Source organism: Pseudoalteromonas sp. UBA6610, from assembly GCF_002433295.1.
GTDB classification, from domain to species: domain Bacteria; phylum Pseudomonadota; class Gammaproteobacteria; order Enterobacterales; family Alteromonadaceae; genus Pseudoalteromonas; species Pseudoalteromonas atlantica.
In genome coordinates this window covers 1-21,434 of record NZ_DJHW01000109.1, presented here as the reverse complement: position 1 = coordinate 21,434, position 21,434 = coordinate 1, and the positions used below count along the sequence as shown (strand labels likewise).

The window sequence follows — 21,434 nt, the reverse complement described above, 5'->3', positions numbered from 1 at the left end:
CATACGTCGTTAAAACAAATTTATAGGCCGCGGATTTTATCCAACTAGCTTGCCCCGCACAAGCTTTAATTACGCTTTTTGCCAAAAAAGTAACCAACCAGCGCTACCGCATCCATTTGTATGTAGGTTTTTAGCCTTATTTTTAGTACATTAAGCTATTACCCTTTATCACATGAGTTGTTATGCGTTTTGTTGAAGTTGCTATTAAAGTTCCGTTACCACGCACCTTTGATTATAAAATAGATGAACAGCTCATCTCGCCCTCGGCGCCTATTATGCCTGGGATGCGTGTTTTAGTGCCTTTTGGCAATCAAAAGAAAGTAGCGGTTGTTCTTGCTCTTAAAACGCATACCGACGTGCCAGATAACAAAATTAAAGCGGTTACTGAGGTTATTGACCAAACCCCTATTTTATCATCACAGCATTTAGAACTGCTTAGCTTTACTGCACGCTATTATTGCTACCCGCTCGGCGAAACCATACACATTGCACTACCCGGTGCGCTTCGCCAAGGTGAAAACCCAGATAAAACCAGTATTAACATGATTAGCCTTACCGAAAAAGGCGCAAAGGTTCCGTCGTTAAAAGCGAAAACTCAGTTAAATTTATTAAAGCAACTCGCACAATCGGGTAAGTCGTCGGTAACCGAGCTAAAAGCGCTCGGCTTTAGTAAAAAAACAATAGATGCCTTAATAGATAAAGAGCTTATAACCCAAAGCATTGAGCATGATAATCAATGGCAAAGCGTTGCGCCCACAGTCGGCACCAAGCCAGTACTAAATAAAGAGCAAGCCGTAGCATGCACTACAATAAATCAAAGTGTTGGCTTTAAGAGCTTTTTATTAGAAGGTGTAACAGGCAGTGGTAAAACCGAAGTGTATTTACAATGCCTAGAAGAAGTCCTTAAACGTGGCGAGCAAGCCTTAGTATTGGTGCCTGAAATAGGCTTAACGCCACAAACTGTTAACCGATTTCGTCGTCGCTTTCCCGATACGCCAATTATGCTATGGCACTCAGCCCTAACTGATAACGAACGCTTGCAAACATGGCGTTTTTGCGAAAAAGGCAGCTGCGCAATTGTAATAGGTACCCGTTCGAGTATTTTTCTACCTTTTTTAAAGTTAGGAATGATAGTGGTTGATGAAGAGCATGACTCTTCATTTAAACAGCAAGATACCTTACGCTACCACGCACGCGATTTAGCCGCTTATCGGGCATTTCAGCACAAAATACCGCTTATTTTAGGCAGTGCTACCCCAGCGCTCGAAACACTGCACAAAGCTATAAACAACAAATACCAACTTTTAAGCCTTACAGAGCGTGCACAAACTGCGACCGATAATCAGTTTATGTTGCTCGATATGAAAGGCCAGCCCGACCAAGCGGGTATTGCACACGCAAGTCTTGCCACTATGCGCCAACATTTAAACCGTGGTAAACAAGTTATGGTGTTTTTAAATCGTCGTGGCTTTTCTCCTACGCTAATTTGTCACGAATGCGGGTGGCTGAGTGAGTGTAATCGCTGCAGCACCAGCGCAACCTTTCATAAAGCCATTGGCCAAATGATTTGCCACCACTGTGGTGAGCAACACCCAGTACCTCACCAGTGTCCTGATTGCGGTAGCACACAAATTTTTCCTAACGGTAAAGGCACCGAACAAATTGAAGAATTTTTATCGAGTGAATTCCCCGATACACCCGTAACCCGCATCGACCGCGATTCAACCCGCCGTAAAGGGAGCCTAGAAAAAGCCTTAGAGGAGATAAACCAAGGCGGGGCGCGTATTTTAGTGGGCACACAAATGTTGGCTAAAGGTCATCATTTTGCCGATGTTAGCTTAGTGCTTATATTAGATGTAGATAGCGGCTTGTATTCGTGCGATTTTAGAGCCACAGAGCATTTAGCCCAGCTGGTAACTCAAGTTGCTGGGCGCGCGGGTCGCTCTGGTGAGCCAGGCCAAGTATTACTGCAAACTCACTTTCCTGAACATCCTTTATTACAAGACTTAGTAAATAATGGCTACCAAGATTTTGCCCGTTTTGCTTTAAGTGAGCGTGATGATGCCGACCTTCCACCCATTACTAATATGGCTATAGTTAGAGCACAAGGGCACAGTATTAAGCTCGTTGTCGATTTTTTGACGGATTTGGTTCCTGTTAACGGTGTATCTGGTATACAATTGCTCGGTCCAATTCCTGCCCCACTAGAAAGAGTGGCGGGTATGTACCGGTTTCAATTGCATATTCAAGCGCAAGACCGCAAAGTATTGCATCAGTATCTTGCGCAAATGGTCGACTATTTAAGCACCAGCAAACTTGCACAAAAAGTGCGCTGGAGCCTTGATGTTGACCCTATAGACATGATTTAGGTTAAAGCCAAATGGCACAGCACGATTATATTAATAAAAAACCAGCGGGTAGAAAAAACACCAAGCAAGCCCCTGCTAAAAAACCATTCCCTATACTTTTAGTTGTTATTACTGTTTTGCTTGTAGGCGGCTTTGCTTACGGCTTATGGTTTATTAAAAATAACGCCGACCCTGAGCTTGTTGAGCAGCAGGCGCACCCTAAAACAGCTGAAAAAGTAGAAATAGCTAAACCTCGCGCCCCTAAGTTCATTGAAGAAATTAAAGAGCACGAGATCCAAGTTGAAGTAAGAGAAATTGAGCAAAAAGGCCCCTATGTTATGCAGTGTGGGTCGTTTAGAACACACGCACAAGCCGAAACCCTCAAAGCTAAAATAGCCTTTGCGGGCTTAATTTCTGAAATTAAAAAGACCACAGGTACTAATGGTGTTTGGTATAAAGTGCGTTTAGGTCCTTATAAAACAAAGCGCCAAGCCGAAAGCGACAAAAACAAACTCAAACGAGTGCATGTTGTTAGCTGCGGAATTTGGGGCTGGACTTGAAATTAGTCCATTCACCCATATAACCTCATCATAATCGTTTTTTACAAGCTGCCCCCGCAGCTTGATGATGAGGAATAACATGACCACTATCGTAAGTGTACGCCGCGACAATAAAGTAGTAATTGGTGGCGACGGCCAAGTTTCACTTGGTAATACCGTAATGAAGGGCAACGCCCGTAAAGTTCGACGCCTTTATAATGGCAAAGTAATTGCTGGTTTTGCCGGCGGTACTGCTGATGCCTTTACCCTTTTCGAACGCTTTGAAAGCAAACTAGAAATGCACCAAGGTAACCTCACTAAAGCCGCTGTAGAAATGGCCAAAGACTGGCGTAGCGACAGAGCTTTACGCAAGCTTGAGGCACTCCTTGCGGTTGCAGATGAAACTGCTTCACTAATTATCACCGGCAATGGTGATGTAGTGCAGCCAGAAAACGATTTAATTGCCATTGGTAGCGGTGGTAACTTTGCTCAATCAGCAGCCACTGCCCTATTAGAAAACACCGATTTAAGCGCTCGCGATATCGTAGAAAAAAGCCTGACCATTGCTGGCAACATCTGTGTATTTACCAACAACTTCCAAACAATCGAAGAATTATAATAGGACCCATTATGTCTGCTATGACCCCAAGAGAAATTGTACACGAGTTAGATCAGCATATTATTGGTCAAGCTAATGCTAAAAAAGCCGTGGCTATTGCCCTGCGTAATCGCTGGCGCCGTATGCAACTAAACGATGACTTACGCAGCGAAGTAACCCCTAAAAACATTTTAATGATTGGCCCAACCGGTGTCGGTAAAACTGAAATTGCCCGCCGTTTAGCTAAACTCGCTAATGCGCCTTTTATTAAAGTAGAGGCGACTAAATTTACTGAAGTGGGTTATGTTGGTAAAGAAGTAGAGACTATCATTCGCGATTTAGTTGATGTGTCAATTAAAATGACCCGCGAGCAACAAACTAAAAAGTTTAAACACCGCGCAGAAGAAGCAGCAGAAGAGCGTATTTTAGATGCACTTTTACCACCGGCTAAAGATCAATACGGTGAAACGCAGCGCGATGACAACTCATCTACTCGTCAAACATTCCGTAAAAAATTACGCGAAGGTCAGCTTGATGATAAAGAAATAGAAATAGATCTAGCGCAAGCACAGCCAAATGTAGAGATTATGGCGCCTCCTGGTATGGAAGATATGACCAACCAGCTGCAAAGCATGTTCCAAAACATGGGTGGCGACAAACGTACTAAGCGTAAGTTAAAAATTAAAGAAGCCTTTAAGTTATTAACCGAAGAAGAAGCCGCTAAATTAGTTAACCCTGAAGAGCTAAAAGAGCAGGCTATTTTTGCAGTAGAGCAAAACGGCATTGTGTTTATTGATGAAATAGACAAAATTTGTAAGCGTGGCGATTCGTCAGGCCCAGATGTTAGCCGTGAAGGTGTACAACGCGACCTACTTCCACTAATTGAAGGCTCAACCGTTAATACTAAGCACGGTATGGTGAAAACAGACCACATGCTATTTATTGCATCAGGTGCGTTCCAAATGGCTAAACCATCAGACATGATCCCTGAGCTACAAGGTCGTTTACCTATTCGTGTAGAGCTTGAAGCACTAAGTGCTAATGACTTTAAACGAATTCTTACTGAGCCACATGCTTCACTTACTGAGCAGCAACGTGAATTGCTTAAAACTGAGCAAGTAAATGTTGAGTTTAACGATGATGCAATAGAGCGCATTGCTAAAGCCGCTTGGCAGGTAAACGAGAAAACCGAAAACATTGGTGCTCGTCGCTTACATACGGTAATGGAAAAGCTAATGGAAGAAATTTCATACGATGCATCTGAACAAGCCGGCTCTACCCTTACTATTGATGCCGCTTATGTAGAAAAGCATTTAGGCGCATTAGTTGAAGATGAAGATTTAAGCCGCTTTATTTTATAAGGTAGGCAAAAATACTATACTAAAAGCCTCCATATTGGGGGCTTTTTAATGGGACATATAAAATGAAACACGTAACAAAAGTGCATTATCATAGCGTGAGTAAAAACCTAGATGTTTACTTTGATGATGACAGTATGGCTGTATTTAGCTGCGAGTTTTTACGCGTTCACTCTCCCTCGGCCGAAGTGCAAGGGCATGGTGCAGAGCCAATGAAGTTGGTACTTAATAAACAACATGTTGGTATAAAAAAGATTGTACCGGTGGGGCATTACGCACTGAGATTAGACTTTGATGATGGCCATAACAGCGGGCTATTTAGCTGGAGCTACTTTGAAACACTACAAGCGCAGCACGAAACCTTGTGGGATAAATACCAAGCGCGTCTTGCCGAGCACGAACGAAACAAAGATAGCGTACCAATAAAGTTTGTTCCCTAAACCTTATTGGCTTTTTAAACGCTACACTGTATTACACTTTAAATTTATCAATAGCCGCAAATAATACGCGCGCTTGTTCAGAGACTTCTTCACTGGTTTGCGCATTATTAACTGCATGCTCAGAGGCATCTTGGGCAATGTCTCTAATGCGTACTACATTTTTGTTCACCTCTGATGCCACCTGACTTTGCTCATCAATAGCAACGGCAATTTGAGTGCTCATTTCCATTATGGTTTGCACATCTTCGGTAATAGCACCCAGTAAATCACCCGCTTTAATAGCTTGTGAAGCACTTTCATCACCTTGCGAGCGACATTGATGCATAATACTTACTACCTCTTGCGTGCGCTGCTGAAGCGTATTAATAATGCCTTCAATTTCACTGGTAGACTCTTGTGTACGTTGCGCAAGCGAGCGTACTTCATCCGCCACAACAGCAAACCCTCGCCCTTGCTCACCAGCACGAGCGGCTTCTATCGCAGCATTCAATGCGAGTAAATTGGTTTGCTCTGCAATGCCTCTGATTACATCGAGCACTGAGCCTATGGTTTCACCGTCTTTTTCAAGTTGCGATACCACACTTGATGCGTTACCTAACGACGAAGATAAATCGCGTATGTGCTTAACCGTAGAGTCTACTTCATTACGCCCTTGCTGTGCGCTTAAATTGGTTGACTCTGCTTTTTTAGCAGCAGCTTCGGTATTATGAGAAATATCTTGAATCGTTGCCTGCATTTGCGTAGCCGCAGTGGCAACCATATCCGCCTCATGTAACTGCTCTTGCATGCCTGAACTTGTTGCAGAGGTACTTTCAGATAAGTGCTCTGTTGCCACATTTAACGTATTAAGCGCGGTATTCACTTCGTTTATGAGGTTTTTAAAATCGCCTATTAAACTATTAAAGTCCGAGGTCATAATGGTAACTTCATCATTACCTGTTTGTTCTATCATTACGCTTAAATCGTTATTACGGCGTATGTCGTTTATGGTGTGATATACCCGCTCAATAGGCACAATAATTGAGTGGCTAGTAAAGTACACCAGCGCCAACACTATAATGCCCGAAATAACAAATACAACGATGGCAATAAACTGCGCTTGGTCAACGCTTTTCTCAACTTCCAGCTTAGTTGACTCAACAATTTGACCAACAACTTGATCGCTTTTTTCGACGTTAATACGCATAACGCCTAGTGCACCAGAGTCTAAATCTAGCCCTAACTGCGTTTGTGCCTTTACAAGGTTTTGAAAAGCGCTTTGATACGTATCTATTAAAGGGTTTATTTGCGACTTATAACTACTTTGTAAATCAGCTTGGGTAATTTTTTGTTTAAACGTGCTAATAAGTTCGTTAAAGCGAGTTAAGTATTTTGCATCAAAGCGCAGCATAAAATCTTTCTCAGCGCGTCGCAGCTGTAGCATTGCCGATAAAAGCTCAAAGTTATCTTGCTCTTTTAATAGCACCTCAACTTCGTGCACTGCAGTTCTGAGCTTGCCATACAACCCATCTTTAGGGTTTAAACCTATCTGCTGCTGTAACCTAACAACCTCTGAAAAATTGTTGTTGTAGTTAGTAATAAGCGTATGAAAATGCTCAATTTGCGCTGTGGTAATGCCCTGCTGTTGCATTACCTCCTGCAGCTTTTTGATTTTAGTGCTTAGCTGTTTAAAATCCTTATCAAATGATGTAAGTGCTTCCTGCTGCTTGTAAAAAAGAAAGTTTTTTTCATGCTTTCTAAGCTCTAGTGCATGTACGTTGAGCTCTTCTGCAAGCTGAATTGTTTTATTCAGATTGAGTGTTACGCGTGACTCATAAATTATCACACACAACAAAATGACCATTGCCAGACCGACTACCACTGCATTAAGTTGCAAACGCCTTTTAATGGTTAAGTTTTGTAAAAAATTCATTGAAAACACCTATATTTAATATTCACTAATAGTGTAGTACGTTCTGGCGCTTTATATTGAATTTTTTATTAACTTTTTATACATATAACTCATGCTTTTAGATTAACATTCCCCCATAAATCTTTATGCAATGAGTGAGTGTCATGCCACTGTTTATTAAGTAGCCATTTAACCAAAGGGGCAGGATCACTGGGAAAATTAATTTGTTTGTTTTGCGGGGCACTATTCCAATCATCCAGCGCTTGCGGGTTTAAATAATTCATTACATGGGCCATTTTCATAGCCCGCAATGTTTGTGCATTTGCATCTTGTTCAAACTGCCCATCGAGAGGTTTAAGTAATAATTTTTTCCCAAGCTTTAAGGCCTCACTTGCCAGCTCAAAGCCTGCATTACCAATTACGCCGCTGGTATTAGCTAAGTCGTTTAAAAACCCCGCACGTGAAGGAGTGCGCAAATGAATATGCCCAAGGGATTTATCCTGCGCATGCGGGTGGTAACAGTAAAACTCTTTTTCTGGGAAGTCCTTTAAATAATCAATAATGTTGTCGAGGTTCTCAAAGGGTAAATACACCAGCACTTTATTCATAACGGCGACAGGATTGCCATGGTCATGCTTTGCAATAAAGGGCGGTATAATATTATCTGCAAAAGGCTGCCAATGTACGCCTAAATAGGTGCTTGCTGGCGCGTAGTGCTTAATAAGAGATTTTCTAAATAAACCGCGGCCAAACATAGGCACGCTATTAGATAAAAAAGCCGCCTGGTGACTAATACCGACTACAGGTACGCCTGCGCGCTTTGCAGCCCAAGCTGAAATAGGCTCAAAGTCATTTAAGACGAAATCGTATTTTTTTACATTAAATGATTTTATATCGTTAACTAACTTACACACCCGGGTATTTTTTAATGTTTGATAGCTTTTTACTTGGCCATTTTTAGTGCTAAACGATAACCCACGAAACGTTTTGTAATCAGCAAATTCCTGCATATCAAAGTAGTCTTTTTCAGGGCGCCCTGAAAAAACGTAATCTACATCTATACCTAACTCTTTAAAACAACTTGCCATAACACGGGCGCGCGTAATGTGGCCATTACCTGTGCCTTGTATGCCGTATAATATCTTCATACAGGCACCACCAAAGCCAGCGCAAATAGACCACATGAACTGCCAATAACAGCGCCAATTATGATATCTGCCGGAAAATGTACGCCTAATACTACGCGAGAAACCGCCACCCCCGATGCCCAACTAAACCAAAGCCACGCATACTCTGCAAAAAAGTGACCCAATATTACCGCAACTAAAAATGCTGCTGCACTGTGTCCCGAAGGCAAACTAAATTTGTCACTAGGCACAATATACGCATTACTGACTAAGCAATCACAGGGGCGGATTCGGCCAAAGCTACGTTTTGCTAAAAAATAAATAGGCCTTTCAATTGCAAACCCCAGTAACACCGATATTGGCAATAACTGATGCTGCTCATTGGTACTTAGCCACCAAACAGCGCCACACATAAGTAAATATAAACCACCATTACCACTTTTAGATAAACCAAGCGCAGCCGTCTTCAGCCATTTGGGTGAATTATAATTAAACAGCGTTAAAAAGAGTTGTTCATCCATTTGAGCCATTTTTTTAAGCACGTTATTGTCGTTCATTATTTACCCTTAGCTGCACAATATCTAACCATAGTTAAAGCTTAGTGGCAGAAAATAACAATTGAGTGACGCTTTTAAGACACTATTGTTGCCATTTCTAATTTCGGCATTTTTTGAATAAATTTACTGCTATTAAGTCGTTGTTATTGCATATAAGGAGGGTATACTGAGGGTAACTTATGTACCCTTTGAGGATAAAATAATGGATTACAGCACTTCTGACTTATGTGACTTTTTTGCCGATGTGGTTGACGTGCTTGAACCGATGTTCATCAACTTTGGTGGTCGACACACGTTTGGCGGCCGAATTAAAACGGTTAAATGTTTTGAAAATAATGAACTGATCCGTGAAATACTCTCACAAGACGGTACTGATCAAGTACTACTTATCGATGGTGGTGGCTCAACACGACGCGCCCTTATCGACATTGAACTTGCAGAGCTTGCGCTTGATAACAACTGGAACGGCATTATTGTATTTGGTGCTGTGCGTCATGTAGATGAGTTAGAAGAAATTGATTTAGGTATTCAAGCGATTGCATCAATTCCTGTGGCCGCCGACAGCGAAGGCGCTGGTGAAGATGGCATTGGCGTTAACTTTGCTGGTGTGTCGTTTTTTGATGACGATTTTATCTATGCAGATAGTACTGGCATTGTATTATCAGCAGAAGAACTTGAACTAGAAGTTATCGAAGAATAAAGTAACAAGCAGTGCTCAACAGAGCACTGCTTACGCCATCAGAATAATTTTTGCTGCTCAATACGGATTCAACACAGTGCACCCTACCTTAAAAGTGTATGATGAAAACGCCGTTAAACCCTACTGCTCCACACGCGTTAACGAAACAAAAACCTGGCAGTCTGTTGCCCTATTAGACACCCATGTAAATGTACAACAAGCCCTTAATGATGCAGCGCAATTTGGTATTCGCTACGTATTAATTGGTATATGTGAAGATATAGGCCCTCGCGCTAATTTAGGCAATGGCGGCTCACATCAAGCTTGGCCCGCTTTTTTACAATACTTTTTGAACCAACCAGTTAACCAGTTTAACGCGACCCAGCAGGTATTGCTGTTAGGCGAAATTGACGTTGATGATGTAATGGTGCAAGCACAAGGCTTAAATAACCAGCATGCTGAAGAGCTGGCTCAATTACGCAAACTATGCGCAACAATAGATGAGCGAGTAGAGGCGGTATTAACGCTTATATTTAATGCGGGCCTTGAGCCTATTATTATTGGCGGTGGGCACAATAATAGCTTTGGCATACTCAGTGCTTTAAGCAAACATATTGGGGCCTCAGTTAACGCTATTAATTTTGATCCCCATGCAGATTTAAGGCCTTGCGAAGGTCGCCACAGCGGCAATGGTTTTAGCTATGCTTTGAGGAACAATGCATTGCAGCAATATCATATTATTGGCCTGCATGAGCAAAAAAATAACCAAGCCATTTTTGACTTAATCGCGCAAAATCAATGTAGTTATCACAGCTATCAAGCTATTAATGTACGCCGAGAAATATCACTAACCGATGCCGTACAGCACGCCTTAGCAGCGTTTAATAATGCGCCACTTGGTATTGAACTCGACTTAGACAGTATTTCATTTTTACCGGCCAGCGCGTATACATGCTGCGGCTTTAGCGTTAGTGATGCTGAGCATTATGTGTATTTAACAGCAAAACACAGCACTGCCCGCTACCTACATTTGTGTGAAGCTGCACCGCTAAATCACCCAGCTGGGTTAACAGCAGGTATGCAAAGCTGTGGGCAAATTATTAGTGCATTAGTTAATGCCTACTTACATGCAAAAACGCGTTAATTTTAATTAGCTTAATTAACCGCTGCATATTTAAGGCCACCAAATTGCCTTACTAGCTTAGCTAAAAATGGTGAGTTAATTGAGCTTACTATTGGCAGGTGTATAACTCACTTTTGCACGCTATATGCTCATAAGTGAGTAATTCTATCGCAGCGAATTGCTGAGTTCCCCTTACAAAATAATTATTGCAGCTTGGCATAAATTATTGTGTTTGGTGGGCCTGCCACTGCTTTAGCCAACTCATTAAGCCAATGCTGCTTAACGGGTGGCCAAAATAATAACCTTGTGCTGCGTGTGCTTTTAAACTTTTTACAAACTTTAATTGGTCTAAGGTTTCAACGCCCTCAAAAATAACCTTGGTATTTTGTTGGTTATGCATTTCAACCATACCGCCTACTAGGCTGCGTATATTATTTTGATTGCTAAAATCTGCAGTAAGCGATGGCGCTACCTTAATGTATTCAACAGCTAGATTTGGCAGCTTAGAAAGAACAATGGGGTTATCGCCTAACCCATCAACGCATATTTTTAAGCCTATATTATTTAATCGGGCAATCATCGCACGGCCCTTATTATCTAAATCTGTGAATATATGCAGCGGGCATTCAACAATTAAATCTCCGTGCTGTAAGTTGTGCTCACTCACCACACTATCTACAAACTCAACAAACTCTTCGTTAAGCATTTCGGGGCCAAATAAGTTAATGCTCAGCGGTATAGCAATTCCCTCTATACGCAACGCCATGGCAAGCTCTGCGGCCCGCTCTATAACAAATTTAGCCAGTGGGTAAGCTAAACCCGCAATATGAATATCATCAATAAATCGGTGGGCAGATAAAATACCTTGTTGAGGGTGCTGCCAACGCAACAGAAGCTCTAAAAACTCAATTTGGCCGTCGTCATTGCGGATAATAGGCTGAAAATAAAGTTCAAGCTCGCTTACAAAATCAATATTAGCCAGCTCTTTTAAACGGGCTTGCTGCTCAAGTTGCTCAACCATCATTTGTTGATGGTACACAACCACTGCTTTTTTAGGCTGACTATCAAGGGCTAAGTATGCACATGATACTAAGTTATCAAAGTTAGCGTCTTGCTCATCGCAATTAACGTAACTCGCCCTTGCTTTTACCTCTACGGTACAGTTAGCGACGTTAAACGGCTTAAGTGTTGCGCCAATAATTTGCTCAATGATGTGTTCATGGCTATGTTTGTGCACGGCTAAGCTGCAAATAAAGGCAAAGTTAAGACCGCCTAAATGCGCCAATTTTTCTTGGCCACCTAAGTCAATCACATTGTCGTTATTTAGTAAGTCTTTTATTCTGTTGGCCGATTGTGCCAAAAGCAAATCACCAAAATCTCTGCCTATGTGCTGATTAACTTGCTCAAACCCTTCTAGACGAACAATCACCAGTGCTGCTTCTAGCTGTTTTTCTTTACACCAACTGTAATAGCCTTGGCGTAACTGCTGTTTATCTGCAAATGCAGCAAGAGGAGAGTCATCTTGATACGGCTCAGGCTCATTAATGTTAAGCGAATCTTCAACTTTGGGCTCTTCTTCCTCGCTCATTAGCCCTACAACCGCTAGCAGAATAATAGCCACCACCACCCAAAATAGGGGCACATCCATAAGTAAATGCGCTGAAAACAACACCACAAATAGCAACCCTGAAACGGCGCTTGTGATAATCATGCTCCAACTATTACGCTCAAACGCTTGCCATAAATGAAAGCAAAAACCAAAAGCGAGCAAGATTGCTAACCAAGCAGCCCCGCTACTTAAAATGGCTAAACCGACAGCGCCTGTACATAAGTAACTAAATTTAATACTGGTATTTTTAACCGCAAATAACGTAGCGACCATCGCCATTAACAGCGCGCCGCTAAAAAATATTGGAAAGTTACTGTCAGTCAAAATACTCAAGCTTACGCCACTCCACTAGCTATAAAATTTAATAAAAGCATGTTAAATATGGACAAAAATAATACAAACTAATTAATTCTACCCAAAATCCATAGATTTAACAGTTTATTTACGCCAAATTGGTAACTTAATTGTGCAGGGTGACCTATTTGCCAGTGCGCAATATCAGCCCTTGCACCAACCCTTAGCACGCCTCTGTCTTTCAAACCTAGTGCCTGCGCTGCATTGCGGGTTACTCCCGCAAGGGCCTGCTCAGGGGTGAGCCTAAATAAAGTACATGCCATGTTCATCATTAAATGCACAGAACATAAAGGCGAGGTGCCTGGGTTAAAGTCACTGGCAATAGCAATAGGTACATTGTATTTTTGCAGCAAATCGATGGGAGGAAGCTGTGTTTCTCGTAAAAAATAAAAAGCCCCAGGTAATAAAACAGCCACAGTGCCAGCCTCTGCCATGGCTTTTACGCCGTTTTCATCAAGGTACTCAATATGATCAGCTGAAAGACCTTTATACTCAGCCACCAGCTGTGCGCCCTGCTGATTAGAAAGCTGCTCAGCATGGCATTTTACCGGCAAGTTATGTTTTGTAGCTGCATCAAACACTTGTTTTGTTTGTGCAAGACTAAAGCCTACATTTTCACAAAATACATCCACAGCATCGGCAAGGTTATTAGCCACTACCTGCTCAAGCATCTGCGTACATACTAAATCTATGTATTCATCTGCACGGCCTTTGTATTCAGGGGGTAGCGCATGTGCACCTAAAAACGTGGTTTTAATATCAATAGGATGATGCTCATTAAGCAAACGCGCCACTTCTAAAATTTTTATTTCGTTTTCAACATCAAGCCCGTATCCCGACTTTATCTCAGCAGTCGTTACGCCCTCGGCAAGTAAAGTGTTTAAGCGATCTTTTGCATCAACAAATAACTGCTCATGATCTGCCGCGCGAGTGGCCTTAACGGTACTGGCTATACCGCCACCTTGTGCAGCTATTTGTTCATAGCTTACACCTTGTAAGCGCTGCTCAAATTCCTCAGCTCGGGAGCCTGCAAATATTAAATGTGTATGGCAATCAATAAGCCCAGGCGTTAACCATTGCCCTTTAATACTTAATGTAGGGGTAGCAAAGGCATCAAAACTGGGTAAGTTTGATTGCTCACCTAACCATACAATTTCGCCGTTTTTAATCGCCAGTGCCGCATTTTCTATAGCCCCATAAGGTGCATCTATTGTGCCATCCATGGTTGCTATGTTGGCATCAGTTAATAATAAGTCGAGATCTTCTAAGGTGTAACCCGTTGTTTTATTTTGCATACTTAGCTCCCTAACGTGCTTAAAATACAGTCTAACAATACACCTTGTATATACAAGATAATTATGCCATCTTTATTAAATAGTTTATTTTAAGTACAGCTAATAATAGTAATGACCACACCTAAATTTGCACAAATAAAACAATTTATTGTCGATAAAATAAAAAATGGCGCATGGCAAGAAAACCAACGTGTCCCTTCAGAAAACGAGCTTAGCAGCCAATTTTCTGTAAGCCGTATGACCGCACGACGTGCACTGAGCGAATTAACAGATGCCGGTATTTTAACGCGCAGCCAAGGGTTAGGTACGTTTGTAGCCAGTTTTAAATCGCAGTCGTCACTACTTGAAATTAAAAACATAGCCGATGAAGTAAAAGAACGTAACGGGCAATACAGCTGTAGTGTGCAAGTGCTTGAATCAATCAATGCGGTAGCACCCATAGCCATTGCGCTTGGCGTTGAAGTAGATAGCCTGGTGTATCGCAGTGTGCTTGTACACAATGAGAACGACAAACCACTGCAAGTTGAAGAGCGATTTGTAAACCCAGCTTTAGCCGCGGGTTATTTACAACAAGACTTTAGCGCCCTCACCCCGCATGAATACTTATCGAGCGTAGCGCCGCTCACACAAGCGCGCCACACAGTGGAAGCGGTTATGCCTAACTCGCAAATGTGCCAATGGCTTAACCTGTATAACGAAGAGCCCTGCTTGCAGGTTATTCGTCGTACTTGGTCTACAAAAGGCATAGTAAGCTTTGCTCGCTTAGTATCACCGGGCAGTAAATACCGTTTGGGCGGGCACTTAACATTTAAAAAATAATAACAACGTAACGCTCAAGGGCGTTTTTTTGTAGCTGACCATCTTGTATATACAACAGGAGAAATTCATGAACAACCGGCTCGACACACACCGAGAAATCCGCGCGCCTCATGGCGATAAAATTAGCGCTAAAAGTTGGCAAACAGAAGCCGCTAAACGCATGTTAATGAACAATTTAGACCCTGATGTGGCAGAGCACCCTCACGCGTTAGTGGTATATGGCGGTATTGGCCGTGCGGCAAGAGACTGGCCAAGCTTTGATAAAATAATTGAAACCCTTGATAGGCTCGAAAACGACGAAACCCTGCTTGTGCAATCGGGTAAGCCCGTGGGCGTATTTAAAACCCACGAAAACGCGCCGCGCGTTCTCATTGCTAATTCTAACCTGGTGCCACATTGGGCAAATTGGGAGCACTTCAATGAGCTCGATAAAAAAGGCTTAATGATGTATGGGCAAATGACCGCGGGCTCTTGGATTTATATCGGCTCACAAGGCATAGTGCAAGGCACTTACGAAACCTTTGTAGCAATGGCAAAACAACACTTTGGCGGTAATGTAAAAGGTAAATGGGTTTTAACAGCAGGCCTTGGCGGTATGGGAGGCGCACAACCACTCGCCGCGACGATGGCAGGTTTTAGCGCATTAGTTGTGGAATGCGACGAAACCCGTATCGATTTTCGAATTAAAACCGGCTACGTTGATGTAAAAGCCACGACACTTGAGCACGCGCTTGAGCTAGTTACCGATGCTTGCATTAAAGGCAAGGCGTTATCGGTAGGCTTATTAGGTAATGCTGCCGATATTTTTACTGCACTGGCAAACAGCAATATTACCCCTGATATAGTGACCGACCAAACCTCAGCGCACGACCCACTCAACGGCTACCTACCGCAAGGTTGGAACATGCAACACGCAGCAAAAATGCGTAAACAAAACCCACAGGCAGTGGTTAAAGCCGCTAAGCAATCTATGGCAGTGCAAGTAAACGCCATGCTAGCACTTCAAAAAGCCGGTGCTGCCACTACCGACTATGGCAATAACATTCGCCAAATGGCATTTGAAGAAGGCGTTACCAACGCGTTTGATTTTCCGGGCTTTGTGCCTGCTTATATCCGCCCGTTATTTTGTGAAGGAATTGGCCCATTTAGATGGGTTGCGCTTTCAGGCGACCCCGAAGACATTTATAAAACCGATGCAAAAGTGAAAGAGCTTATTGCAGAAGATACCCACTTACATAACTGGCTTGATATGGCGCGTGAGCACATTCAATTTCAGGGTTTGCCAGCGCGTATATGCTGGGTTGGTTTAAAAAACCGAGCCCGCCTTGCACTGGTCTTTAACGACATGGTTAAAAATGGCGAGCTTAAAGCGCCGGTTGTAATTGGTCGCGATCATCTCGACTCTGGCTCTGTAGCAAGCCCCAACCGTGAAACCGAAAGTATGCAAGATGGCTCAGACGCCGTTTCTGATTGGCCGTTACTTAATGCTTTGCTTAATACTGCGGGTGGCGCAACGTGGGTGTCGCTGCACCATGGCGGCGGAGTGGGCATGGGCTTTAGCCAGCACGCAGGCGTGGTTATTGTTGCAGATGGTAGTGAACAAGCTGCGCAACGCATAGCTCGTGTGCTTTGGAACGACCCTGCTACCGGCGTTATGCGCCATGCTGATGCAGGCTACGACATTGCAAAAAATTGTGCGCAAGAGCACCACCTAGATCTCCCTATGCTAAACAAGGAATAGTCATGATTTCACACACTCTCACACCAGGGCAGTTAGATTTAAGCACCCTAAGAAAAATTAATGACTCAGCTGTCACACTTAACTTAGTCGATGGCGCCAGTACACAAATAGCGGCCAGTGCACAAACTGTTCAAAACGTAATAAACAAACGCCAAACGGTGTACGGTATTAACACCGGCTTTGGCTTATTAGCCAATACAAAAATAGCAGATGACGAGCTTGAGCTACTGCAGCGCAGTATTGTGCTTTCGCATGCTGCCGGTATTGGGGAGCTCATGGACGACAGCACTGTAAGAATAATGATGACCTTAAAAGTAAACTCTTTGTCTCGGGGCTACTCTGGGATACGCCTAGAGGTGATCGCATTTTTTATGCAACTACTGTGCAGTGAAGTGTACCCGTGCGTACCACAAAAAGGGTCTGTGGGTGCTTCGGGCGATTTAGCGCCTCTTGCTCATATGTGCCTTCCACTATTAGGTGAAGGCAAAATGCGCCACAAAGGTGAAATTATAAGTGCAGAGCAAGGGCTGAAAATTGCCAATCTTTCACCTCTTACATTAGGCGCAAAAGAAGGACTGGCACTGTTAAATGGTACACAAGCCTCTACCGCGTTTGCGTTACAAGGGCTTTTCAAAGCAGAGGATTTATATGCACAAAGCTGTGTTATAGGCTCTATTAGCATAGAAGCTGCAATGGGCAGCCGCGCGCCCTTTGATGCACGCATTCACGAAATACGGGGGCAACGCGGCCAAATTGATACGGCCAGTGTATTTAGAGAGCTACTTAGTACTGAATCACAAATTAGCCAATCTCACGTAAACTGCGAAAAAGTACAAGACCCTTACTGCCTTCGCTGCCAACCTCAGGTACTCGGCGCGTGTTTAACACAAATTCGCCACGCCGCAGAAGTGTTGTTATGTGAATCAAACGGCGTTACCGATAACCCGCTGGTATTTGCCGATGTGGGCGATATTATATCCGGTGGTAACTTTCATGCAGAGCCCGTTGCTATGGCAGCTGATAACTTAGCCATTGCGATTGCCGAAATAGGCGCGCTGGCAGAGCGAAGAATCGCGCTACTTATTGATTCAAACCTCTCTACACTGCCACCTTTTTTAGTTGAAAACGGCGGAGTTAACTCAGGTTTTATGATTGCCCAAGTAACCGCGGCTGCGCTTGCCTCCGAGAACAAATCGCTTGCGCACCCCGCCTCGGTAGACAGCCTGCCAACATCAGCAAATCAAGAAGATCATGTCTCTATGGCAACCTTTGCAGCAAGGCGCTTAAAGGAAATGGCCAATAACACCCGCGGGGTATTAGCAATTGAATGGCTTGGAGCTGCTCAAGGGCTTGAGTTTAGAGCCCCACTTAAACCTTCACCGCAAGTAGAAAAAGCAAAAGCTCTGCTGCGCGAGCATGTAAGTTACTACGATAAAGACCGCTACTTTGCCCCCGATATAGACGCAACCAATACACTTTTAGCACAAGGGGCATTGTGCGACTTTATTCACCACAACCCACTACCATCGCATTTTAAATTCCATGCTGATAGCTAAAACCTAACGCTTCAATTGCTGAGCCAAGTACTTTGCGCTCAGCACTTTCATTACTGGTAAAGGTTGGCATTTCGCCGCCATGCTCTGCACACTTTTGTGCATAATAATTCGCTTTAGTTGGGTGCGATGGATTTACCACGTTGTAAATATTTTGCCCCGAGTTATAGTTTTCTATTACCGCAAAAATGGCGTTTATCACATCTTGTTGATGCACCATATTAACCACCTGCTGGCTCGATGAATTTAATTCTTTCCCAGCAACAAAGCGCCCCGGCTCGCGGTTAGGTCCTAATAACCCTGCTAAACGCAGAACTTTACCATCTTGCTCAAGCACCTTTTCTTCGCCATCGTATAGTTTTATTTGTCGCTCATTGGTACAACTTATTTCACTGCTTTCAGTGTAAACACCTGGCTCTTGGTCGTACACACCGGTAGATGAGCACAAAATAAAGCCCTTTGCATTTAATTGTTTAGAAAGTGAAAGTGCAGCGCTTAGTGTTTCTGGGTAGTTACTTTCGCTGTGTCTGCTTCGTGGGGGGATTGCACACACCCAGTAAGCATCGTGTAAATCTATTTGGTGTATTAGTTGCCCATCAATCAGTACAAATTGACGCTGAAAATCGTCTGTGTGCTGATCACTTCTATGCGTACCTTGTACCTGCCAACCCGCCTGTTTAGCTTGTAGGCACAAAGTATGACCCAACCAGCCTGCGCCTAATACTACTAATTTATTAGCTTTTGTTTCCATTTTTGCATAACCCTTCATTTTAAACGCATAATTAGTGCTTTTTATCTAACTTCATAGAGATTTAAAGTAAGATATGATTAGATATAACCTACTAAAAAACAATAATACGTGCACTTATGCTAAATAATTTATCATTACGGAAGAAAATATTATTATTGATTGGTGGCACCATCACCATTTTGCTAATTATTGCTTCAACATTTTTTGTAAATCACATCGCTAACCTTTCCAGAGTAAACATTGAGCGCGAAGCTCAAAGCTACCTACAAAGCGAACAACTTTCAATGCAAAGCTACTTTGCAAAGTATGGCAAGCTGGTTTCTACGTTTGTTAATAACCCGCATTTAGTTAATTTTTTTGAAAATTGGGATACTCGCGACCAGCCGATTAAAAATGCCCCCGGCTACAACGAAGTTAATCAAGACTTTGTACGCATTAGCTCAAATGACGAAAATGTACTGTCGGCGTTTTTCGCATCAGCAACCACCGGTGAATACTTTAAAGAAAACGAGCGTACCAGCCATTACAATGGCCAACCTTACTACGCCTATAAACGTGGTTGGTGGCAAGAAGCCCTGCAAATTAATAAACTTTACGTAGGCCCTATATCGGTCGATTTAACCACTGGGGTTGCCTCAGCAGTTGTACAACAGCCGGTATACAACGCACAGCGTAAACTTATTGGTATGGGCGGCGTTGATTTACAGCTTAATAAAATCAACGATATGGTTGAAGGTATTCGCTTTAACGGCCAAGGTTATGGCTTTTTACTCGATGGCAATCAAAAGGTTGTGCACTTTTCAAATGCTACCGGCCATAAGCTGTCTAACACCGACGAAGGCCCTAAAGGTAAAGAAGGGCTAGATGGCCTTGAAAGCCAGTTTAATAATACTTCAGGCTTTACAGAGCTTAACGCACAAATGCGTAATAACCTCGAAGGCAGCCAATTGGTGACCTTAAAAGGAGAAGAGTATTATGTGGTGTATCATCGCTTACAACTAGAGCAACCTTATCTTGATTGGTATGTAGGTATACTGATCCCAACCAGCATGATTGAAGCCCCCGTTAATGAGGCGGTTACCACCACAACCACCGCAGTGGTGATTATTTTAGTGATCATTTTAGCAATGATATTATGGGCAACCCACATGATCTCGCAGCCTATTACCACTTTAACTAATATAATGCGTGATATTGCATCGGGCGAAGGCGATTTAACCCAAAAGATTAATATTACCAGCCAGGATGAGGTCGGCCAGCTTGCCAATCACATGAATACATTCATTGATAAGCTGCGCGCCATGATGCTAGAAACAGCCGCACAAGCTGAGCAGTTAACCAATGCCGCAGCGCAACTTAAAAACGTATCTGCTCAAACCAACACCGAAATACAGCAAGAAAAACAACAAGTAGACAGCGTAAGTGCCGCCGTGACCGAAATGGCCAGCACTGTACTTGAAATATCGCGTAACGCACAACATACCAACAGCGCCGCCGAAGAAGTACAAGCTATTACTGCCGAAGGGGCTGACCGCTCAACTCAAGCACAACGTGTGATGACCGAACTTGCGCTACACATAGGTGAAGCATCTAAAGTGGTAGCAGGGCTTGAGCAAGAAAGTAATAACATTGGTGCATTGGTGGATGTAATTAACTCCATTGCCGATCAAACCAACTTACTTGCTCTAAATGCCGCCATTGAAGCTGCGCGTGCAGGTGAGCATGGCCGTGGTTTTGCGGTAGTTGCTGATGAAGTACGTTCACTGGCAAGCCGTACGCAAGAATCAACAGACGATATTCGTAATATGATTTCTCGCTTACAGCAAATTGCCCAACAAGCGTCGGTAATGATGCTACAAGGGCAAGAGCAAACTGAAGGCTCAGTATCGCAAACAAAAGAAGTACTAAGTTCATTACAAAACATTGCTCAGTCGGTAACTAAAGTGCAAGACCAAAGCCACCAAATTGCCACTTCAACTGAGCAACAAACCGTTGTCGCAGAGGACATTAATACCAGCCTTGCAGCAATTAATGGCTTAGTAAACAGCACCGCTGATCACGCACACATTTTAGCAGATGAAGCACGCGATTTAAGCGATCTTGCTGTTGCCTTAAACAAAACGGTTAATCAGTTTAAACTTTAAAAAGCACAGCGTAATAAGGTGGGTAACTAAGTATAAATTAACCCACCTAGGGTGTGTTGAGCTTTGTAGATTGAATGAATTTCAATCACCCAAGGCCAGCATGCCCTAGCACTCTTGTTTTTAAATTTTTTAACACCATATCTTCACAACTTGCTGCTATTTTTTAGCGTAATTAAATCAGTTAAAGTGATTTTTACGCATCAGATCAAATTTTTCTGTTTTTAATACACATCTTTTAGTTGAGATAGTTTGTTGTTTGGCAGAGTCTGGTATAGTAGCACACGTATTAAACAGTGCTTTGAGGCTCTTTAATACAAAATTGCTAATTAATATGTTCTACAGGTTATGTAAAAGTACATATTAATTACCAATTGTAAAAAATGGGTTAGCCGACACTCGGTTAACAAAGAATACATTGTAACGGTTTTATCATGATATCTAATTTATTTACCAAGATTTTTGGTAGTCGCAATGACCGCACTATTAAAAACCTAAGAAAGACGGTCGC

General features: G+C 42.9%; 17 protein-coding genes. 11 read left to right on the top strand and 6 right to left on the bottom strand.

Annotated features, from left to right (window positions below; all coding sequences use genetic code 11):
* Positions 1-182: 182 nt before the first annotated feature.
* From priA to B4F91_RS14580, 5 genes are all read left to right on the top strand, one after another.
* Positions 183-2,369, top strand: coding sequence for a primosomal protein N' (gene priA, locus B4F91_RS14600; RefSeq protein WP_288635932.1), 2,187 nt, complete (start codon positions 183-185; stop codon positions 2,367-2,369).
* A gap of 11 nt (positions 2,370-2,380) precedes the next feature.
* Positions 2,381-2,908 carry an SPOR domain-containing protein gene (locus B4F91_RS14595; protein ID WP_004589337.1) on the top strand — a complete coding sequence of 176 codons (528 nt, stop codon included), beginning with the start codon at positions 2,381-2,383 and terminating at the stop codon, positions 2,906-2,908.
* A gap of 79 nt (positions 2,909-2,987) precedes the next feature.
* Positions 2,988-3,506 (top strand): ATP-dependent protease subunit HslV, encoded by a 519-nt coding sequence (hslV, locus tag B4F91_RS14590; RefSeq protein ID WP_004589336.1) that lies wholly within the window; start codon positions 2,988-2,990, stop codon positions 3,504-3,506.
* An 11-nt stretch (positions 3,507-3,517) separates the two neighbouring features.
* Positions 3,518-4,846: an HslU--HslV peptidase ATPase subunit gene (gene hslU / locus B4F91_RS14585; RefSeq protein WP_004589335.1), complete on the top strand. Its 1,329-nt coding sequence runs from the start codon at positions 3,518-3,520 to the stop codon at positions 4,844-4,846.
* Positions 4,847-4,908: 62 nt separating this feature from the next.
* On the top strand, positions 4,909-5,283 hold the full coding sequence (locus tag B4F91_RS14580) for a gamma-butyrobetaine hydroxylase-like domain-containing protein (RefSeq protein ID WP_064386263.1): 375 nt from the start codon (positions 4,909-4,911) through the stop codon (positions 5,281-5,283).
* A gap of 31 nt (positions 5,284-5,314) precedes the next feature.
* On the opposite strand, the gene B4F91_RS14575 is transcribed toward B4F91_RS14580, so the two are convergent.
* The 3 genes from B4F91_RS14575 to B4F91_RS14565 form a co-directional block, all read right to left on the bottom strand.
* Positions 5,315-7,195: a methyl-accepting chemotaxis protein gene (locus B4F91_RS14575; RefSeq protein ID WP_286939266.1), complete on the bottom strand. Its 1,881-nt coding sequence runs from the start codon at positions 7,193-7,195 to the stop codon at positions 5,315-5,317.
* Positions 7,196-7,284: 89 nt separating this feature from the next.
* Positions 7,285-8,322, bottom strand: coding sequence for an MJ1255/VC2487 family glycosyltransferase (locus B4F91_RS14570; protein ID WP_286939264.1), 1,038 nt, complete (start codon positions 8,320-8,322; stop codon positions 7,285-7,287).
* The gene (locus B4F91_RS14565) at positions 8,319-8,858 is read right to left on the bottom strand and encodes a phosphatase PAP2 family protein (protein WP_248531367.1); all 540 of its coding nucleotides are present in this window, start codon (positions 8,856-8,858) and stop codon (positions 8,319-8,321) included. Before B4F91_RS14565 ends, B4F91_RS14570 begins: the two co-directional genes overlap by 4 nt.
* A gap of 202 nt (positions 8,859-9,060) precedes the next feature.
* Here B4F91_RS14565 and rraA point away from each other — a divergent pair, with 202 nt between their 5' ends.
* Complete coding sequence (gene rraA / locus B4F91_RS14560) at positions 9,061-9,558, top strand: ribonuclease E activity regulator RraA (protein WP_004589330.1); 498 nt, start codon at positions 9,061-9,063, stop codon at positions 9,556-9,558.
* A 76-nt stretch (positions 9,559-9,634) separates the two neighbouring features.
* Positions 9,635-10,681, top strand: a complete 1,047-nt coding sequence (locus B4F91_RS14555; RefSeq protein WP_286939262.1) for a formimidoylglutamase — start codon at positions 9,635-9,637, stop codon at positions 10,679-10,681.
* A 202-nt stretch (positions 10,682-10,883) separates the two neighbouring features.
* Here B4F91_RS14555 and B4F91_RS14550 read toward each other — a convergent pair whose 3' ends face one another.
* A complete protein-coding gene (locus B4F91_RS14550) occupies positions 10,884-12,548 on the bottom strand; it encodes a GGDEF domain-containing phosphodiesterase (protein WP_248531485.1) in 1,665 nt (554 codons plus the stop codon).
* A gap of 122 nt (positions 12,549-12,670) precedes the next feature.
* On the bottom strand, positions 12,671-13,918 hold the full coding sequence (hutI, locus tag B4F91_RS14545; protein WP_286939260.1) for an imidazolonepropionase: 1,248 nt from the start codon (positions 13,916-13,918) through the stop codon (positions 12,671-12,673).
* Positions 13,919-14,029: 111 nt separating this feature from the next.
* On the opposite strand from hutI, the gene hutC reads away from it, so the two are divergent.
* The 3 genes from hutC to hutH all read left to right on the top strand — a co-directional run bounded on the left by hutC (position 14,030) and on the right by hutH (position 18,034).
* Complete coding sequence (gene hutC / locus B4F91_RS14540; protein ID WP_054982938.1) at positions 14,030-14,737, top strand: histidine utilization repressor; 708 nt, start codon at positions 14,030-14,032, stop codon at positions 14,735-14,737.
* Between the two features lie 67 nt (positions 14,738-14,804).
* Positions 14,805-16,478 (top strand): urocanate hydratase, encoded by a 1,674-nt coding sequence (gene hutU / locus B4F91_RS14535; RefSeq protein WP_288635929.1) that lies wholly within the window; start codon positions 14,805-14,807, stop codon positions 16,476-16,478.
* Between the two features lie 2 nt (positions 16,479-16,480).
* The gene (gene hutH / locus B4F91_RS14530) at positions 16,481-18,034 is read left to right on the top strand and encodes a histidine ammonia-lyase (protein WP_286939258.1); all 1,554 of its coding nucleotides are present in this window, start codon (positions 16,481-16,483) and stop codon (positions 18,032-18,034) included.
* Here the strand turns inward: hutH and B4F91_RS14525 are convergent.
* On the bottom strand, positions 18,012-18,782 hold the full coding sequence (locus B4F91_RS14525; RefSeq protein ID WP_029773385.1) for an NADP-binding protein: 771 nt from the start codon (positions 18,780-18,782) through the stop codon (positions 18,012-18,014). The two genes, hutH and B4F91_RS14525, sit on opposite strands and share 23 nt — an antisense overlap.
* Before the next feature lie 116 nt (positions 18,783-18,898).
* Between B4F91_RS14525 and B4F91_RS14520 the strand changes: the two genes are divergently transcribed.
* Positions 18,899-20,926 carry a methyl-accepting chemotaxis protein gene (locus B4F91_RS14520; protein ID WP_029773386.1) on the top strand — a complete coding sequence of 676 codons (2,028 nt, stop codon included), beginning with the start codon at positions 18,899-18,901 and terminating at the stop codon, positions 20,924-20,926.
* Positions 20,927-21,434 lie beyond the last annotated feature (508 nt).

Bases quoted from the DNA above. Each gene is read 5' to 3' on its own strand.
- priA (WP_288635932.1), top strand. From the start codon at position 183: ATGCGTTTTGTTGAAGTTGCTATTAAAGTTCCGTTACCACGCACCTTT.
- B4F91_RS14595 (WP_004589337.1), top strand. From the start codon at position 2,381: ATGGCACAGCACGATTATATTAATAAAAAACCAGCGGGTAGAAAAAAC.
- hslV (WP_004589336.1), top strand. From the start codon at position 2,988: ATGACCACTATCGTAAGTGTACGCCGCGACAATAAAGTAGTAATTGGT.
- hslU (WP_004589335.1), top strand. From the start codon at position 3,518: ATGTCTGCTATGACCCCAAGAGAAATTGTACACGAGTTAGATCAGCAT.
- B4F91_RS14580 (WP_064386263.1), top strand. From the start codon at position 4,909: ATGAAACACGTAACAAAAGTGCATTATCATAGCGTGAGTAAAAACCTA.
- B4F91_RS14575 (WP_286939266.1), bottom strand. From the start codon at position 7,195: ATGAATTTTTTACAAAACTTAACCATTAAAAGGCGTTTGCAACTTAAT.
- B4F91_RS14570 (WP_286939264.1), bottom strand. From the start codon at position 8,322: ATGAAGATATTATACGGCATACAAGGCACAGGTAATGGCCACATTACG.
- B4F91_RS14565 (WP_248531367.1), bottom strand. From the start codon at position 8,858: ATGAACGACAATAACGTGCTTAAAAAAATGGCTCAAATGGATGAACAA.
- rraA (WP_004589330.1), top strand. From the start codon at position 9,061: ATGGATTACAGCACTTCTGACTTATGTGACTTTTTTGCCGATGTGGTT.
- B4F91_RS14550 (WP_248531485.1), bottom strand. From the start codon at position 12,548: ATGGCGATGGTCGCTACGTTATTTGCGGTTAAAAATACCAGTATTAAA.
- hutI (WP_286939260.1), bottom strand. From the start codon at position 13,918: ATGCAAAATAAAACAACGGGTTACACCTTAGAAGATCTCGACTTATTA.
- hutC (WP_054982938.1), top strand. From the start codon at position 14,030: ATGACCACACCTAAATTTGCACAAATAAAACAATTTATTGTCGATAAA.
- hutU (WP_288635929.1), top strand. From the start codon at position 14,805: ATGAACAACCGGCTCGACACACACCGAGAAATCCGCGCGCCTCATGGC.
- hutH (WP_286939258.1), top strand. From the start codon at position 16,481: ATGATTTCACACACTCTCACACCAGGGCAGTTAGATTTAAGCACCCTA.
- B4F91_RS14525 (WP_029773385.1), bottom strand. From the start codon at position 18,782: ATGGAAACAAAAGCTAATAAATTAGTAGTATTAGGCGCAGGCTGGTTG.
- B4F91_RS14520 (WP_029773386.1), top strand. From the start codon at position 18,899: ATGCTAAATAATTTATCATTACGGAAGAAAATATTATTATTGATTGGT.